The 21,061-nt window shown below is 45.9% G+C and carries 3 protein-coding genes; all 3 read left to right on the forward strand.

Going from position 1 to position 21,061, the window contains the following annotated elements; all coding sequences use genetic code 11:
* The first annotated feature begins 23 nt into the window (after positions 1–23).
* A complete protein-coding gene (gene bacC / locus M1D90_RS09160) occupies positions 24–19,103 on the forward strand; it encodes a bacitracin non-ribosomal peptide synthetase BacC (protein ID WP_456283380.1) in 19,080 nt (6,359 codons plus the stop codon).
* A 158-nt stretch (positions 19,104–19,261) separates the two neighbouring features.
* Positions 19,262–19,978, forward strand: a complete 717-nt coding sequence (locus M1D90_RS09165; RefSeq protein ID WP_025811198.1) for a response regulator transcription factor — start codon at positions 19,262–19,264, stop codon at positions 19,976–19,978.
* Positions 19,965–20,999 (forward strand): sensor histidine kinase, encoded by a 1,035-nt coding sequence (locus tag M1D90_RS09170; RefSeq protein ID WP_023855963.1) that lies wholly within the window; start codon positions 19,965–19,967, stop codon positions 20,997–20,999. The genes M1D90_RS09165 and M1D90_RS09170 overlap by 14 nt, the downstream gene beginning before the upstream one ends.
* The last annotated feature ends 62 nt before the right edge of the window (positions 21,000–21,061 follow it).

Consider the following 21,061-nt stretch of genomic DNA (forward strand, 5'->3'; position numbering starts at 1 on the left):
ATTCTAGGAGATGAGATGACGATATGAAAACAAAAGTTGAGAAAATATATCCGTTATCAAACATGCAAAAAGGAATGCTGTTTCATGCCATGAAAGACGAAGCGTCACACGCATATTTTGAGCAGTTCATCATTGAATTAAAAGGTGATGTGGATGAGCGGATGTTTGAAGAAAGCCTAAATGAAGTCATGAAAAGGCATGAGATCCTAAGAGCATCATTTCATCACAGATTGGATGAGCCGCTGCACGTCATTATCAAAGATCGGCACATGAAGTTTGACTATCTTGATATACGAGGCCGGCATGATCAAGACGGCGTTTTGGAGAGATATTTGGCAGAAGATAGACAAAAGGGTTTTGACTTAGCCAAAGATACGTTGATGAGAGCTTGTCTCATCAGAACGTCTGACGATTCGTATCAATTTGTCTGGACGTATCATCACATTTTGCTTGACGGATGGTGCCTTGGCATCATCCTGGATGAGCTGTTGACGATATATGAAATGAAGCGGAAAGGCCAACATCATCAATTGGAAGACCCGAGGCCGTACAGCGATTATATCAAATGGCTGGAGGATCAGGATAAAGAAGAAGCTCAGAGCTATTGGGAGAGCTATTTGAGCGGCTATGATCAAAAAAATTCACTTCCAAAGCTCCGCACACCTTCTGAGACGGGTTTTAAAAGAAGAGAAAAAACAATTGTATGTTCCAAAGAATTGACAAATCGCCTCATCAAATTGGCCAACCAGAATCATGTAACGATCAATACCGTGCTGCAAAGCATTTGGGGCGTGATTTTGGCGAAATACAACAACAGCGAGGATGTGGTGTTCGGAACCGTTGTTTCCGGCAGAGATGCCGAAGTGGAAGGTATAGAAACAATGGTCGGCGTCTTCATCAACACCATCCCGACCAGAATCAGGCTGGACAAAGACAAGCTTTTTAAAGATGTTCTGCGCCAAACCCAAGCCGACGCTTTGGAAAGCAGCCGCTACAATTACATGAATTTAGCGGAGGTTCAAGCGCTAAGCGAGTTGAAAAATGATTTGATCGACCATGTCATGGTCTTTGAAAACTATGCCGTTGACCAAAAAGCGTTTGAAGAAAAAAATGATGTAGGTTTTGAAATGGTGAATGTCAGCGGGGAAGAACAGACCAATTATCATTTCAGCATTTCCGCGGCTCTTGACGATCAATTAAAGCTGCTCTTCATCTATGATGAAAATGTATATGACGACACCATCATCGAAACATTAGAAAAGCATATCATCACCGTCGCAGAACAAGTGGCGGAAGATGAGGTACAAACATTACAAGACATCAACCTTGTGTCAAAAGAAGAACAACAGAGGATTTTAGACACATTCAACGATACAAAAACGGATTATCCGAAAGACAAGCCGCTTCATGAGCTCTTTGAGGAACAGGCCATGAAGACGCCTGACCAGACGGCTCTTGTGTTCGGTGCTCAGCGCATGACCTACAGAGAGCTGAATAAGAAAGCAAACCAAACCGCGAGACTCCTCAGGGAAAAAGGGATCGGGAGAGGCTCGATTGCCGCGATCATCGCGGACCGCTCCTTCGAGATGATCATCGGCATCATCGGGATTTTAAAAGCGGGCGGCGCATATCTGCCAATTGACCCTGAAACGCCTAAAGACAGAATGGCCTTCATGCTCGAAGACACAAAAGCTGCGGTACTGCTTACACAAGGAAAAGCGGCAGACGGAATCGATTGTGAGGCTGACATCGTTCATCTGGACAAAGGGGCTTCAGACGGATTCAGTAAAGAACCACTCAGTTCTGTCAATGATTCCGGCGATACCGCCTATATCATCTACACATCAGGATCTACGGGAATGCCAAAAGGCGTCGTCACCCCGCATTACAGTGCGGCAAGAGTCGTTAAAAACACCAATTATATCGACATCACAGGAAACGATGTCATCCTCCAGCTGTCCAATTATTCGTTTGACGGATCGGTGTTCGACATCTTCGGCGCTCTCTTAAACGGAGCGTCACTCGTCCTGATCGAAAAAGAGACAGTCTTGAATACACATGAGCTGGCCGAAGTGATTGAGAAAGAACGAGTCAGCGTGATGTTCATTACGACAGCGCTGTTCAATACGCTCGCCGACATCAATATCGGCTGTCTCGCCAAGCTGCGGAAAATCCTTTTTGGCGGGGAAAGAGCGTCGATTCCGCATGTGAGAAAAGTGCTGGATCATGTCGGCCGGGATAAATTGATTCATGTTTACGGCCCGACGGAAAGCACGGTATATGCGACATATTATTTCATCAATGAAATAGATGAAAAAGCCGATACAATCCCGATCGGCAGCCCGCTGGCGAATACGTCGGTCTTGATCATGGATGAAGCCGGCAAGCTCGTGCCGATCGGGGTTCCCGGAGAGCTGTGCATCGCAGGCGACGGTTTAAGCGAAGGATATTTAAACCGCGAGGAACTGACGGCGGAAAAATTCATCCCGCATCCGTTTATGCCGGGAGAAAGGCTGTACAAGACGGGCGATTTAGCGAAATGGCTGCCTGATGGCAACATCGAATTCATCGGCCGAATCGACCATCAGGTGAAAATCCGCGGCTTCAGGATCGAACTCGGCGAAATCGAAAGCCGGCTGGAGATGCATGAAGACATCAACGAGACGATCGTTACCGTCAGAGAAGACGGAGAGAACCGCCCGTACATTTGCGCCTATATCACGGCAAAGCGTGAGATTTCCCTTGATGAGCTGAAAGGGTTTTTAGGTGAAAAGCTTCCGGATTATATGATTCCCGCCTATTTCGTGAACATGGACAAGCTGCCGCTCACCAAAAACGGGAAAGTGGACAGAAAAGCCCTGCCTGAGCCGGACAGAACGATGGGAGCGGAAAGTGAGTATGAGGCGCCGCGAAATGAAACGGAAGAAAAGCTGGCAGCAATTTGGCGTGATATTTTAAAGGTGGAAAAGGCCGGTATCAACGATCATTTCTTCGAGCTGGGGGGACATTCTCTCAAAGCGGCCGCGATGGCGGCAAGAATCCGAAAGGAGCTCAAAGCGGAAATCCCTCTTGGGCAAATCTTTAAAACACCGACAATCAAAGGATTGGGAGAATATATCAGATCGACAAAAGATAGTGTTGATTCATCTATTAAAAAAGTGGAAGAAAAAGAATACTATCGTCTTTCATCCGCGCAAAAAAGACTGTACATTCTAGGTCAAATCGAAGGGAGCGGATTGTCCTACAACATCCCTTTTACCATGAAAGTCAAGGGTTCCTTCGATATACGCCGGTTTGAGAACGCATTGCAAATTGTCATTCAAAGACATGAAGCGCTTAGAACGTCCTTCTTGATGGCGGATGGAGAGCCAGTTCAAAAGATTGAAAAAGAAGTAGATTTCAGCATCAAATCCAGCGAAATAGAGTCTCTATCCATTCAAGAGATCATCAAACAATTTGTCAGACCGTTTGATTTGAAAAAGGCCCCGCTTTTTAGAACAGAGGTGGTCAAGGTTGACGACGAGGAACATATCATTCTGTTTGATATGCACCATATCATTTCAGACGGCGCATCGATGGGGGTTTTGACAAAAGAAATTTGCGATTTGTACGGCGGAAAAGAACTGGAGCCGCTCAGCCTCCAATATAAAGACTATTCAGAATGGCAAAGGGCTTTTTATCAAAAAGATGAGATGAAAAGGCAAAAAGAGTACTGGCTCAATATTTTCAAAGGCGAGATTCCAGTCCTCAACATGCCGACGGATTACCCGAGGCCGCAAATGCACAGTGTTGAAGGCGATAGAATCGGTTTTGCAATCGACGGCGAATTGACGAAGAAGCTCAAGCGGATCGCCAAAAACAACGGAGCGACCATGTATATGCTTCTTCTGGCGGCGTATACGGTTTTGCTTAGAACATATAGCGGACAGGAAGATTTGATTATCGGAACGCCGATTCAAGGAAGAAAACATCACGAGCTGAAACATGTAATCGGAATGTTTGTCAATACGCTGGCGATGAGAAATCATCCGAAGGGCGACAAGACATTCGCTGAATTTTTGCAAGATGTAAAAGAGACGGCGCTGAAGGCGTATGAAAACCAAGATTATCAATTTGACGATCTTGTCGAACAGCTTGACCTTGAACGCGACATGAGCAGAAATCCGCTGTTTGATACGATGTTTGTCCTGCAAAACTTGGAAAAAGCGGATGCTGAAATAGAAGGGCTCACATTTGAACCGTTTGAAAGCGACATCCATATTTCAAAATTTGACCTCACTTTATCGGCAATCGAAAAAGACTCGAAGATCGAATTTGATTTGGAATACTGTACAAAGCTGTTTAAAAGAGAAACGGTCGAAAGGATGGCGGCGCATTTCGTCCGTGCTTTAGAGGATATTTCCAATCGGCCGGACAAGCGGCTTGATCAAATAGAGGCCATGTCAGAAGACGAAAAAAACACATTGTTATATCGGTTTAATGTTACGAAAACTGATGCTCCAATAGACAAAACCATTTGCCGGCTGTTTGCGGAGCGGGCGGAGACATCGCCTGACCAAACCGCGGTCGTGTTTGAAGATCAAAAGCTGACATATCGACAATTGCATGAGAGGTCAAATCAGCTGGCCCGGTTTTTAAGAGACAAAGGGGTTAAACCGAACACAGCCGTCGGCATCATGGTGGACCGCTCTCCCGAGATGATCATCGGCCTTCTGGGAATTTTGAAGGCCGGAGGCGCGTACCTGCCGCTTGATCCGGCATATCCTGAAGACAGGATCAAATACATCCTAGGCGACAGCCAAACAAAGTTTCTTCTGTCGGAAGAGGCGCTCATCAAAAAACGGTCCTTTATCAAAGAGGCCGGCATGATCAACATTGATATTCACGACAAACAAATTGCCGCCCTGGATGCGGCTCAATTGGAGCCTGTCAGCCATAGCGGGGATTTGGCTTACATCATCTATACTTCAGGGTCCACAGGAAAACCGAAGGGCGTCTTAATCGAACAAAAAGGGCTGAGCAATCTTGTTTCAGCAGTTGTCAAATTGATGCATTTAAACACGGACAGCAGAGTGATTCAATTTGCTTCACTATCATTTGATGCGTCAGCATTTGAAATCTTTCCGGCGCTGGCAGCCGGGGCGGCTTTAGTGTTGGGACGGCAGGAGGAAATGATGCCGGGGCAGCCGTTAACAAGCTTTCTAAGACAGTATGACATCACTCATGCGACTTTGCCGCCGACCGTTCTGAATGTGTTGGATGAATTCAGATTGGAAAACCTCAAAGTGATCGTTTCCGCGGGCTCTGCCTGCACTGAAGAACTCGCAAAAAGGTGGTTCGGAAATCGGCTGTTTATCAATGCCTACGGACCGACGGAAACGACGGTCTGTGCAACGGCGGGGGTTTACGGAGGATCCGGTCGTCCTCATATCGGCAGTCCGATTGACAATACAAACGTATATGTATTGGATCAAAACCAGAAGCCTGTGCCGACAGGCGTTGTTGGAGAGCTTTGCGTCGGCGGAATCAGTCTTGCACGCGGGTATTTAAACCGGCCGGAACTGACAGCCGAAAAGTTTATTTCACATCCGTTTGTATCAGGGGAAAGATTGTACCGGACGGGTGATCTGGCCAGATGGCTGCCCGGTGGACATCTCGAGTTTTTAGGAAGAATAGACCATCAGGTGAAAATACGCGGATACCGGATTGAACTGGGAGAAATCGAGAATCAATTGCTCAAGCTTGACAAAATCGACGAAGCAGCGGTTATAGCCAGGAAGGACGATGACAACAGCGATTATTTGTGCGCTTATATCGTCTCCAAAGAAGACTGGACATCAACCGAGCTCAGTGAATGGCTCGAAAAAGAGCTCCCTCACTATATGATTCCGGCTTATTTTGTCAGACTGGATAAGCTGCCGCTCACCGCAAACGATAAAGTCGATCGAAAAGCCCTCCCTGCACCTGACAGACATGTCGCAACAGGAGCGGAATACGAAGCACCGCGGAATGACACAGAAGCTAAGCTCGTTGACATCTGGAGGGATGTTCTCGGTGCCGGAGACATCGGTATCAGCCATCACTTCTTTGCAGCAGGAGGAGATTCGATCAAGGCGTTGCAAATCGTCTCAAGGCTGTCCAGGCTTGGCCTGAAGCTTGAAATGAAGGATCTGTTCGCCAATCCGAGAATCAAGGATCTTTCCAAGTATGTTAAAAAACAATCACAGAGGCAAAATGCCAATACAATCGTCACGGGACATGCAGAACTCACTCCGATCCAAAAATGGTATTTTGCTAATAACAAAGAAGAGCTGGATCACTTTAACCAGTCATTTGTGCTCTTCAGAAAGGGCGGATTTGACGAAAGCTGTGTCAAAAAGACTTTCAATAAAATAATGGAGCAGCACGACGCGTTAAGGATGATCTATGAAGAAAAAGGCGGGGACTTCATTCAGTACAACAGAAGCTTTCAGGAAGACCTGTTCGACCTGGATGTTTATGATGTAAGAGGGCTTGATCGTCAAGCGGAAAAGGTGTATGAGCTGGCGACAAGCATTCAAAAACAAACATCGATCAGAAAAGGAAAACTTGTTCATCTCGGCATCTTCCGGGCTGATGAGGGCGACCACCTGCTCATTGTAATCCATCACCTTGTCGTCGACGGTGTATCGTGGAGAATACTGTTTGAGGACTTCGAAACATTGTACAGTCAGGCATTAAAGGGGCAAACGCTCGAGATCGGCTACAAAACGGATTCCTATCAAGAATTCGCCCGCAGGTTAAAAGCATACGCCCGCAGCCGAACCTTATTGAAGGAAGCCAAGTATTGGCGGAACGTTGCCAAGGCACGTGTCCGGTTTATTCCGCCAAAGAACATATTAAAGGAAGATGTATACGAAAACAGCACGACGTTGAGCATCAAGCTCGGCAAAGAGGCAACAGCGGACCTTTTGCGAAACACGAACAGAGCCTACAACACCGAAATCAACGATATTTTGTTAACGGCATTACTAACCGGAGCAAAGGACATCACAGGGGAAAACAAACTGAAGGTCATGATGGAAGGCCACGGCAGGGAAGATATTTTAGAAGGCGTTGACATCACGAGAACAATCGGCTGGTTTACGACGATGTATCCGGTGCTTCTTGATGCAGGAGAAGAAAAAGCCCTCTCCCAACATATCAAAATGGTCAAAGAAACGTTGAGAAAAATACCGAATAAAGGAATCGGCTACGGGCTCTTAAAGTATATGGCCGAAGACCCGGATTTTATCAACAAAGAAAAGGCCCGGATTTCATTTAACTATTTAGGCGAGATCGATGCCGATATGAATCGCGGCGAATTTTCCGGCTCAAGCTTCTCCGAAGGGGAAAGCATCGGCGGAAAAATCGCGAGAAGTCATTCTATCGAAATCAACGCCATCGTGATTCATCATGAGCTGGTGATTCATACAACCTTTAATCAAATGGAATACGAAAAAGATACGATCAGCCGGCTGAATCATCAATTAAAAGAACGCCTGGAACAAATCATTAAGCACTGCACGCAACAGACGGAAAGCGAAAGAACGCCGTCCGACTATGGAGATACAAATATCAGTTTAGACGAACTTGAAGAAATCAAAGGAAGATACAGAGGCGTCATTGAAAAAATCTATCCGCTTGCCAACATGCAAAAAGGTATGCTGTTCCATGCCATCGAGGATCATACCTCAGATGCATATTTTCAGCAGACGATTATGGATATTGAAGGATATGTCGATCCGGCGATTCTTGAGGCAAGCTTTAATGACATCATGAAACGGCATGAAATCTTAAGGGCCTCTTATGAATATGAAATTGTTGAAGAACCGAGGCAGATCATCATCGAAAACCGCAGCATCGATTTCACCTATTTCAATATCGCGAAAAGCTCCGCACAGCAACAGGAAATGTTCATTGAGAGATTGATCAATGAAGATCGAAAAAAAGGCTTTGATTTAAGCAGAGATGTGTTAATGAGGGTTTACTTGCTGAAAACGGCGGAGCGCTCGTACCGGCTTGTCTGGAGCCATCACCATATTTTACTCGATGGCTGGTGCCTTGGCATCATCATGCGTGAGCTGTTTGTCATCTACGAAAACCGGATGAACGGCAAAGCCAGTCCATTAAAGGAGACGAAGCCGTACAGCGATTATATTAAGTGGCTTGAAAGACAGGATCAGGAAGAGGGCCGTCAATATTGGCGCGAATATTTAAAAGGGTATGAGGAACAGGCACAGCTGCCTACATTAACAAAACGCAAAAAAAGCAGCCTGTATGACCGCCGGGAGAAGGTCATCCATTTGTCAAAACAGCTGACAAAACAATTGAAGGCGCTCGCTGCTAAAAACAGCGTTACGCTTCATACGGTGATTCAAACGATTTGGGGCTTGATGCTTACGAAATATAATAAGATCGATGATGTCGTGTTTGGAACGGTCGTATCGGGCAGGGAAGCAAACGTAGACGGAATCGAAGACATGATCGGTCTGTTTATCAACACCATCCCGACAAGAATCAGATTCAATGAGCAGGCGCGTTTTAACGAATGTTTGCAAAAGGTTCAGGAAGATGCGATTCAAAGCAACCGCTACAACTATATGAATCTCGCTGAAGTCCAGGCTTTGAGCAGCTTAAAGAAAGATCTGATCGATCATATTCTCGTATTTGAGAACTATGAAACTGATGAACAGGACTTTGAAGAGAGTCAAATGAAGACAGGCTTTAAGGTGAATGAGATCAGCGCTGCGGAACAAAGCAATTACAGCTTTAGCATGTCGGTGACTCCTGGCGAAGAGCTCACCCTTGTTTTGACATATGACGGCAATGTCTATGACAGGGATATCATCAACAATATCGAAGGTCATATCAAAAGGGTCGCTGAGCAAGTGACGGCAAATGAGAACCGGAAAATCGCAGAGATTGACATGCTGGCGGAGGAAGAAAGAAAGACGCTTCTATATGAGTTCAACCGGACAAACGCAGATTATCCAAGGAATAAAACGATCCATCAATTATTTGAAGAACAGGCGGAACGGACGCCTGGGCATACTGCGGTCGTATTTGAAAAGGAGAAGCTCTCGTACAAAGCACTGAATGAAAGGTCAAATCAGCTGGCGGGACTGTTAAGGGAAAAAGGCGTAAAACCTGACATGATCGTCGGCGTTATGGCTGAGCGTTCTGTGGAGATGATTGTCGGAATGCTGGCGGTGCTGAAGGCCGGAGGCGCATACTTGCCGATCGATCCCGAATATCCGGAAGACCGGATCAGATACATGATCGAAGACAGCGGCATCAGCATCCTGCTGAAAAAGGCGGACAAACAGATTGACGGTGATCTCACCTGTATCGATATGAACGAAAAAGGGCTGACAAAAGACAAAGCCACAGAGAACTTAGAGCACACGAGCGGTTCTTCTGACATGGCTTATGTCATCTATACCTCAGGTTCGACCGGAAAGCCGAAGGGTGTCATGGTCAACCATCAATCAATTGTTAATACGCTTTATTGGAGGAAACAATCGTATGGCTACAGTACAGCCGATGCCACACTTCAAGTGCCGTCCTTTTCATTTGACAGTTCTGTTGAAGATATTTTCACGACGCTTATATCTGGGGCGAAGCTGGTTTTAATTAGAGATTTGCGGATGAATCCGCGTGAGATCATCGGTGCGTTGCGAACGCATAAAGCGACAAACTTGCTGGCCGTTCCGAGCTTTTATCTAAGCCTGCTCGACACGATTGAGCAGCCTTTAGAGGATTTAAGATTTATCACGGTCGCAGGGGAAGGCTTCAATGAAAGTCTGATCCGGCAGCATTTTGAAAAGCTGCCGAACGTCAAATTGTTTAATGAATACGGACCGACGGAAAACAGCGTTTGCTCAACGCGGGGCGAGCTGCAAAAGGATGACGAAAAAGTCGTCATCGGCCGGCCGATCAGCAATCACAAGGCTTATATTTTAAATCACAACCAGCAACTGCTGCCGTTGGGCACACCCGGTGAACTTTGTCTGAGCGGGGAAGGCCTTGCCCGCGGATACTTAAACAGACCTGACCTCACGCTTGGAAAATTTGTTCCAAACCCGTTTGTTCCAGGAGAAAACATGTACAGGACGGGGGATCTCGCAAGATTTTTACCTGATGGCCAAATCGAATATTTAGGAAGAATCGACCACCAAGTCAAAATCCGCGGATTCAGAATCGAACTGAGCGAAATCGAAAACCAATTGCTGAAAATAGAAGGCATTGACGCGGCGGCAGTTATGGCGCGGGAAGATCAAGCCGGCGGAAAATACCTATGCGCATATATCGTCGTGGACAAAACGGCCGGCGTTGCAGACGTCAGAAAATGCTTGTTCAAGGAACTGCCGGATTACATGGTGCCGTCATACTTTGTCAAGCTCGATCAATTGCCGCTTACGGCAAACGGCAAAATCGACAGAAAAGCGCTCCCTGAACCTAGCGGCACAATCAGTGAAGCGACGTACGAAGCACCGAGGAACCGCACAGAGGAAAAGCTTGTCTCAATCTGGGAGGACGTTTTAGGGATCGAAAACATCGGAATCAGCCACAATTTCTTTGAACTTGGCGGCCATTCCTTAAAAGCTGCGGCATTGACTGCAAAATTGCATAAAGAAATGAAGATTGAAGTCCCTTTAAGACAAATATTCGAAACACCAACAATCAAAGACATCGGTGATTTTATCGAATCCATGAAAGAAAGCCCTTATGCGTCCATCACACAAGCGGAAGAGAAAGAGTATTACGCATTGTCATCCGCACAAAGAAGGCTGTATATCCTTAATCAAATCGAACCAGGTGGCCTCTCTTACAACATGCCTTTCGCCATGAAAATTTCAGGAGATTTTGATGTCGACCGGTTCGAGGATGCTTTTCGGCAATTGATAGAAAGACATGAAGCCTTGAGGACGGCCTTTGTGATGGTTGACGGCGAACCTGTACAAAAAATCGAAAAAGAAGTCGATTTTAAAGTGAAGTACGGACGACTCGGACAGGACCGGCTGGAAGAAAAAATCAAAGCGTTCATCAAGCCGTTTGCTTTGGAAAAAGCGCCGCTTTTAAGAGTGGAAGTATTAAAAGCGAGTGGCGATGAACATGTACTGATGTTCGACATGCACCATATCATTTCAGACGGGGTATCCATGGCCATTTTCACAAGAGAACTGGCCGAGTTGTATGAGGGGAAAACATTGCAGCCGTTAACGATTCAGTACAAAGACTTTTCAGAATGGCAAAAACTTTTTTATCAAAAAGATGAGATTAAACGCCAGGAAGACTACTGGCTCAACGTTTTTCAAGGTGAAGTGCCGGTGCTGAATTTGCCGGCGGATGAAAAACGTCCGCAAAAGCGTTCGATTGAAGGAGATATCGTTCAGTTTGAAATAGACGGCGAAACGTCCGCCATGCTGAACAAACTGGCGAAAGAGAACGGCGCGACGATGTATATGTTGCTTTTGGCGGGATACACAACGCTCTTGGCGAAGTATACAGGCCAGGAGGATATCGTTGTCGGCTCACCGATCGCGGGAAGGCATCACAGCGATTTGAAACATGTCATCGGAGTGTTTATCAACACGCTGGCGATGAGGAACCATCCAATAGGAGACATGCCATTTGCCGATTATTTAAAAGAGGTTAAAGAAACGGCGCTGAAAGCTTATGAAAATCAAGACTATCCATTTGATGAACTGGTTGAAAAACTTGATGTCAAACGGGATATGAGCAGACACCCGCTGTTTGATACCATGCTTGTTCTGCAAAACTTCGACGGCGATGAAGCGGACATCGATGGCTTGATATTCCAGCCACTCCAAACCGAGGTGAACATCTCAAAATTTGATTTGACGCTGACAGCCGCTGAGACAAATGAAGGCATTCAATGTGTTTTCAACTACAGTACAAAATTGTTTAAGCGGTCCACGATTGAAAGAATGGCGGGCCATTTGATCAATATTTTAAAGGAAGCGGCAAACGATCCGCAAATGCCGTTGAGCGACGTGAACATGCTGTCAGATGAAGAAATCAGAGTGCTTCGGGATCAGAATCAAGGACAACGAACAGATTACCCTAAAGATCAAACGGTTCATCAGCTGTTTGAGCATCAGGCTGGCAAAACGCCGGAGCAAACAGCGGTGGTCTTTGCGGATGAAAAGCTGACGTACAGGGAACTGAACGAAAAAGCAAATCAATTGGCAAGGCTTTTGAGAGACAAAGGAGCAAGCGCCGGTGCACCTGTAGCGATCATGATTGAACCATCGCTTGAGATGATCATTTCCATGATGGCGGTACTGAAAGCCGGAGCGGCTTACGTGCCGATCGAGTCGGAGCAATTGGCCAAACGGACGAATGAGATTTTAAGTGACAGCAGAGCTGCAATATTGCTTGTCAAAGGCTCTGTCAAAGAAAACGTCGCGTTCGCTGGAGAAATCGTCAATGTTGCCGACGGTTTGATTGATGCGAAGGCCGCGTCAAACCTGTCTGCATCGGGTGCAGCCGATCAGAATGCATATATTATATACACATCAGGCTCCACCGGAAAGCCGAAAGGCGTATTTATCAGACACGGGAATGTGGTGAATTATACAGCATGGTTTATGAAGGAAGCGGGTCTTACAGAAAACGACAAAGCCATGCTTGTGTCTTCATATGCGTTCGATTTGGGCTATACGAGCATCTTTTCGGCGCTGTTAAGCGGAAGCGAACTGCATATCGCACGAAAAGAATGCTATACAAATGCGCACCGGGCTTTAAAGTATATCAAAGAAAACGGCATCACCTATATCAAACTGACGCCGTCTCTGTTTAACATTTTTGTCAATGATCCGGGCTTTTCCGCCGAAAAACCTTGCGCTTCTCTCAGGCTGGTCGTCTTGGGCGGGGAGATGATCAATACAAGGGATGTTGAGACATTTTACAACCAATATCCCGATCATGTAGTCATGAATCATTATGGCCCGACGGAAACGACAATCGGCTCAGTCTTTAAAGTAATCGACCCGGAACACCTCAATTCTTTCAAAGAATATCCGGTTATCGGCACTCCGATCCATAATACGAATGCATATGTGCTTGATGAAAATATGAAACTGCTTCCGGAAGGTGTGTACGGAGAGCTCTGCATCGCAGGCGCCGGAGTGACAGGCGGCTATGTAAACAAACCGGATATCACGAAAGAAAAATTCGTCGAAAATCCGTTTGCACCGCATACAAAAATGTATAGGACCGGGGACCTTGCCAGAAGGCTGAGCGATGGAAATATCGAACTTGCAGGACGGATGGACAGCCAAGTAAAGGTAAGGGGCTACAGAATCGAACCGGAAGAAATCAAAAACAGGCTGTTGGCTCATGATGATATCAAGGAAGCCTTTATTGCTGCAAGGGAAGACCATAAAGGTGCAAAACAGCTGTGCGCCTATTTCACAGCAAACGCCGAATTACCGTTCGAGGACATCAGGACGTATCTGATGCGCGAGCTTCCAGAATATATGATTCCGTCTTCATTTGTCCAAATTGAGAAGATGCCGCTTTCAGCCAACGGAAAGATCGATACAACCGCATTGCCTGAACCGCAGCCGGGAAAAGAGACGGAATACGAACCGCCGCGGAACGAGACGGAAGAAAAGCTTGTTCAAATATGGGAAGATGTGCTTGGCATTGACAAGATTGGGATCACTCATCACTTTTTTGCAGCAGGCGGCGATTCCATCAAAGCGCTGCAAATGATCTCAAGATTATCAAGAGAAGGCCTGTCGCTAGAAATGAAAGATCTGTTTGCAAATCCGCAAATCAAGTCTTTGAGCCGATATGTCAAGGCCGAAACCGACAAATCAGCATCATATGAAACGGTAGAGGGCGAGGTTCTCTTGACTCCGATTCAACAAGAGTATTTCTCGTTGAACAAAACGGACAGGAACCATTACAACCATGCGGTTATACTTTATAGGAAAAACGGATTCGACGAGAGCATCGTCAAACGTGTATTCAGAGAAATCATCCAACATCACGATGCACTCCGGACGGTGTTTAGAGAAGAAGGCGGAAAGATCATTCAGTACAACCGGGGACCGGGCAAAAAGCTGTTTGACCTATTTGTCTATGATGTCTCGAGCGAAAACGACCAGCCACAGAAAGTGTACCAATTGGCAACGGAGCTTCAGCAAAGCATCGATATTAAAACCGGCCCTCTGGTTAAACTGGCGCTCTTCAAAACGAATAATGGGGATCACCTGCTGATCATCATCCATCACCTTGTGGTCGACGGTATCTCCTGGAGAATATTATTTGAAGATTTGGCGCTGGGGTACAGTCAGTTATCAAATGGGGAAAAAGTCGAGTTCTATCCAAAAACAGCTTCCTACCAGGAATATGCACATCACATCACGGAATATTCAAAAACTGAAAAACTGCTTGGTGAAAAACAGTATTGGCTGAAGGCCGTTTGTGAAGACGTCAAATTCCTGGAAATGAATGAAGATGCAGGTGTCTTCAAAGTTGAGGACAGCAAAACATTCAGCACGGAACTCGAAAAAGAGGAGACAGCGCGGCTTTTAAGAGAAACAAACCAAGCTTACCGTACCGAAATCAACGATCTTCTGATCGCTGCGCTTCTGGTGGCGGCAAGAGATATGACCGGGCAAAATAAATTAAGAATCATGCTGGAGGGGCATGGAAGAGAACAGGTGGCAGATGGCATCGATATCAGCAGAACGGTCGGCTGGTTTACCTCGAAATACCCGGTATTCATCGATTTGGGACAAGAAACAGACATGTCCAGAACGATTAAAATGGTGAAAGAGCACTTGCGAAACGTGCCGAACAAAGGCATCGGCTACGGAATTTTAAAGTATCTCACCCGGGACAGTGAGATCGCAAAAGGCGCAACATCACCAATCTTGTTCAATTACCTGGGACAGCTTGATGAAGACATCAACAGCAGAGAATTTTCTTCATCACACCTGTCGCCGGGAGAAGCAGCCGGAAAGGGCATCACTAGAGAAAATCCACTCGAAATCAATGCGGTGGTCTTCAGGGGACAACTGGCCATTCAAACGACCTATAACACAAGAGCATACAGTGAAGACGTCGTCAGAACTTTTGCTCAAAAATATAAAGAAGCCTTGAAAGCGGTCATTCGCCACTGCGCGGAACGAGAAGAGACGGAAAAAACGCCGTCCGATTACGGAGACAAAGGCATCAGCTTAGATCAGCTTGAGGAAATCAAACTGAAATATAAAGGGATGGAAATCGAAAAAATCTATCCGCTTGCCAACATGCAAAGGGGCATGCTGTTCCACGCACTCGAAGACAAGGAATCACAGGCGTACTTTGAACAAATGGCCATCGATATGAAAGGATTGATCGATGAGCGTCTGTTTGCAGAAACGTTCAATGACATCATGGAAAGACACGAGATTCTAAGGGCCTCGATCGAGTATGAAATAACGGATGAACCAAGAAATGTGATCATCAAGGACAGAAAGATCAATCTTGACTATCATGACTTGCGAAAGCAGAGTCCGGCGGAACGGGAGCAAGTGATTCAAACGTATCGCAAAGCAGATCGGGAGAAAGGTTTTTGCTTAAACAGCGAACCATTGATCAGAGCCGCGCTAATGAGAACCGAGGATGACAGTTATACGTTCATATGGACAAACCACCATATTCTGCTTGACGGCTGGTCCCGGGGAATCATTATGGGAGAGCTGTTCCAAATGTATCATATGAAAGAAGGCGGGCAAAAACACCAGCTTGAAGAGGCAAGACCGTACAGCGATTATATCGGGTGGCTAGAGCAACAGGATAAAGAAGCTCCAAAAGCGTACTGGAAAAACTATTTATCAGGCTTTACCGAAAAATCGCCGATTTCGGTTTTGGCGAGTTCTTCCGGACATGCGAAATATAAGAGGAAAGAGGCCGTCATAGAATTCCCGCAACAATTAACCGGCCGGATCACAGAGCTTGCCAGCCGTAACAATGTCACCCTCCATACTGTTTTACAATGCATTTGGGGAATGCTTTTGGCAAGGTACAATCAAACGGATGATGTCGTATTCGGTACAGTCATTTCCGGCAGGGATGCACAAGTAGCCGGAATCGAAAAAATGGTCGGATTATTCATCAACACTGTACCGACGAGAATTAGACTGGAAACAAGCCAAAGCTTTAAGGAACTCATCAAAAGCGTTCAGGAACAGGCTTTGGAAGGCAGGACATATCATGACATGAATCTGTCGGAAGTACAGTCGCTCAGTGAATTAAAAAGAGAGCTGCTGGATCATATCCTGATTTTCGAAAATTACGCAGTTGATCAGAGTGCATTTGAGACAAGCGGCAAACGCGGTGCTGGTTTTATCTTTGAAGAAATTCACGCCGAAGAACAAACAAATTACGGATTTAATATTGTGGCCGTCCCGGGCGAACGTTTGGTCATCAAATTGACTTATGACGGAAATATCTATCATGACCACATCATCGCCGGTATCAAAGGACACCTTCAACAAGTGATGGAACAGGTCGTCCAAAATGAAGATCAGTCATTAAACGACATCACAGTCCTTTCGGAAGCTGAAAGAAACAGGCTGTTGTACGAATGGAATGACACGAAAGCGGAATATCCGAATCAGACGATTCACCGGCTGTTTGAGGAACAAGCCGAAAAAACCCCTGAGCTTGCTGCGGTTGTCTCAGGAAATGACAAACTGACGTACCGTGAGCTCAATGAAAAATCAAATCAGCTTGCCAGATACCTCAGGGACAAAGGAGTCAAAGAGGATACGATTGTCGCCATCATGGCAGAACGCTCACCGGAAATGGTGGTCGGAATCATGGGCATTTTGAAAGCCGGAGGAGCCTATTTGCCGATTGATCCCGATTATCCGGAAGAAAGGATCAAGTATATGCTTGAAGACAGCGGAGCGGCCATCATCCTTGTGGATCACAAGCAGGACTTGGGCACACTTCATCAGGAAGCCGTCGAATTAACCGGAGATTTCAGCAGTTATCCGGCTGACAATCTGGAACTGGCGGGTAACACCGACAGCCTTGCATATATCATCTACACGTCAGGATCCACAGGAAAACCAAAAGGGGTCATGATCAGGCAAAGAGGGCTGGTTAACTATATTACCTGGGCTGCCCGTGTATATGTCCAAGGCGAACAGCTTGATTTTGCCCTCTACTCATCCATTGCCTTTGATTTAACGGTGACATCGATATTTACGCCATTAATCTCAGGCAACCGGGTGATTGTGTATCATCATAGCAGGGACGGGGAACCGCTGATTCGAAAAGTGTTCAGAGACCAAAAAGCCGGGATTGTCAAATTAACCCCGTCTCATTTAAGCCTTGTCAAAGACATGGGTGCCAGCGGATCAAGCATCAAACGCCTGATCGTCGGCGGAGAAGATTTAAAAACGGAACTGGCCAAAGAAATCACGGAGAGATTTCATCACAACATTGAAATCTACAATGAATACGGTCCGACCGAAACGGTTGTCGGCTGCATGATCTATCAATATGATGCCGGACGGGACCGGCAAGTTTCTGTCCCGATCGGCAAGCCGGCCTCCAATGTCCAGCTCTATATTCTGGATGAGCGTCAGGAAGTACAGCCGGTCGGAATTGCCGGAGAGCTGTATATCAGCGGAGACGGAGTCGCAAAAGGCTATTTGAACAAACCGGAACTGACGTCTGAAAAATTCCTGCCAAATCCGTTTTTACCGGGTGAAAGAATGTATCGAACAGGAGATCTTGCAAGGATGAGGCCGGATGGACATATTGAGTATCTGGGCCGGATCGATCACCAAGTCAAGATTCGGGGCTACCGCATCGAACTTGGCGAAATCGAGCATCAATTGTTAAGGCACAGCGATATAAAAGAAGCGGCGGTTGCCGCCAAAACAGATCAAAGCAACGATCAAGTTCTTTGCGCATACGTCGTTTCCGAAAGAGACATCACACAGGAAGACATCAAAGCGTTTTTGGTGAAGGAGCTTCCGGAATATATGGTGCCGTCCTATTTGCTGAAGCTTGATGAGCTGCCGCTGACACCAAACGGAAAAGTCGACTTGAAGGCCCTTCCAGAGCCAGATCGAAGCGCGGGCGCTTTACTGGAATATGAGCCTCCAAGACATGAGTTGGAAGAAAAAATGGCCGCCATTTGGGAAGACATCCTGAATATCGAACTGATTGGCATCAACGCCAACATATTCGATATCGGAGCGAATTCTTTAAACATCATGTCATTTGTCTCTAGGCTATATGCAGAGCTTGGCTTCAGAGTTCCGTTTAAGGACATTTTCTCCAAGCCGACCATTAAAGAGCTGTCTGATTTTCTGAAGCATGCACAAGACCTGCTGAAAGACTACACAGATGATTGCATGCAGCTGACCAGGGCGGAAGAAGGCGGCAAAAACCTGTTCTGCTTCCCGCCGGCCGCGTCGATGGGCATTGCCTACATGGGCTTGGCCAAGTATCTAAAGCAGCATTCGGTGTACAGCTTCAACTTCATTCCATCCGCAAACAGGGTTCGAAAATACGCGGATATCATTAAAAACATTCAAGGTGAAGGGCCGTACACAATAATCGGCTATTCATCCGGCGGAATCCTGGCATTTGATGTGGCGAAAGAATTGAACCGGCAAGGATATGAAGTCGAAGATTTGATCATCATCGATTCAAAATATCGGACAAAAGCCGAGAAACATCAGTTCACAGAGGAGGAATACAGAGAAGAGATATCCAAAACATTTGAACTTGAGAAATACCGCGATGCAGAGAAATTATTGAGCGACTATTTAGTGGACTTGGTGATGAAGTCTTATGTATATATACAAAACACAGTCACAACCGGCGCAATTGACGGACATATCAGCTATATCAAGTCAAGCGACAATCAGCGGGATGAAAATATGATGATGTGGGAAAAAGCGGCGTCCAAAACCTTTACAGTCGTTCAAGGAGCCGGAACCCATATGCAAATGATCTCCAAGTCCCATCCCGACATTCTTGAAAGAAATGCAAAATTGATCCATGATATCATCAATAAGACTGTCAAAATATGAACAAAACGGCATCCTTTTCAGGGTGCCTTTTGTTTGCCTCATCAACTCTCTGTTATAATGAAAGGCAAAGAAAAGAGAGGAAATATTTCAAAAAACAAGCAGCAGCTGGTGCTGCGGTGTGAACATCTATCAAGACAAAATAAAAGCGGGTGAACCAAGTGGAAACCATTCGAGTGCTCATAGCGGATGATGAAAAAGAAATCAGAGATTTATTGAAAACCTATTTAAAAAGAGAGTGTTATGAGGTTGACGTGGCAGTTGACGGAGAAGATGCGTTAAGGCTGTTTGAACAAAACCATTACCACCTCGTGATATTGGATGTCATGATGCCGAAAATCGACGGCATCGAGGTCTGCAGAAGGATGAGGAATCATACGAATGTTCCGATCCTGATGCTGACCGCCAAAGACCTTGAAGGCGATAAAATTTTAGGACTGTCCATCGGCGCCGACGATTATATAACAAAGCCCTTCAGCGTAAACGAAGTGCTTGCGCGGATCAAAGCCATGCTGAGGCGCTTTTTGGTCCTCGGAAGCGAAAGCCGCTCCGATGAACAATCGCTGATTCAATTTAAAGGATTGACCATCGATTTGAAAACATATACGGTCACCGCGGGCGGACAGGAGATCTCTCTGACGGCGAAGGAGTTTGAACTGCTGAAGTTTTTCGCCTCAAATCCGGGGCAGGTATTTACGAAAACGCAGCTGTTTCGAAACGCATGGAGCGATCAATACATAGAAGATGACAATACGGTCATGGTGCATATCAGAAGGCTGAGAAAAAAAATAGAGCCGGACCCTTCCGATCCACAATTTATTCAAACTGTTTGGGGAATTGGCTATAAGTTTGTAGGTGAGAAAGATGCTGACCGATAAAAAGCTGCTGCTTCTCATTCTGCAATGTGCGGCGATTGCAGCACTTTTGTTCATCTATATGAAAACGGCTTCCTTTGGGGTTTTCAGCACAATGTTGTTTATTTTTCTGTTTGCCGTTACCGCGCTGCTGTTTACGATGAGGCTTCGCTTCATCGATCGCTTAAAGCTGATCGAAACCGAGCTGAAGCGCGTGGCGGATGGAAATTTAAGAAGAAGATTGCTGGCGAAAGGCGGTCAGCCGTTTAATGAAATCATTTTTTCCATTAACGAATTGATAGAGCAGCTTGAAAAAGTTCAAATCAACGCCGCAAAATCGGAAGCGGCCAGAAAACGGCTGCTGTCTAATATTTCCCACGATATCCGAACGCCGCTCACATCAATTATTGGCTATGTTGATGCATTAAAAGACGGGGTCGCGTCTTCGGAAGAAGAGAAACAGGAATATCTCAATATCCTTTCTAAAAAATCCAACAGCCTCAAGCAATTGATCGATGAAATATTCAACATGGCGAAATTGGACGCGAATGAAGTCCAGTTGAAAACAGAGTTTTTTGACCTGGCCGAAGTCGCTAGGGAAACGCTGATCGACTTTTTGCCGGAACTGAAAAAACATGACATTGATTTGAATGTACAGATCCCGGAAAAGAAATGCTCTGTTATTGCAGATCGGCTCAGCTTGATCCGCGTGATCGAAAACATCGTGAGAAACGGCATTCATTATGGAAAAGAGGGAAAAGTACTTGGAATCGAACTGACGGAATCAGAACATGAATATCAGCTTCTCATCTGGGATCAAGGTCCGGGAATTCCGGAAAACGATATTGAAAACGTGTTTGATAGAATGTACCGCAGAGACCGGTCGAGAAGCCTTGATGACGGGAGCGGCCTGGGGCTTGCCATCGCCAAATCGCTCGTCGAAAAAAACCGCGGACGCATATGGGCACAGAGCGTCCCGTGGGAAAAAACGACGTTTGGTTTTTCGCTGCCTAAACAAAACCATCTCCAATCATTTAAGAATTAATTAAGAATTGGTTAAGAAGAAGTTAAATCCTTCTGTTTATGATGTAGTTATAAGGCGAGTGA

Source organism: Bacillus sp. JZ34 (assembly GCF_053903205.1).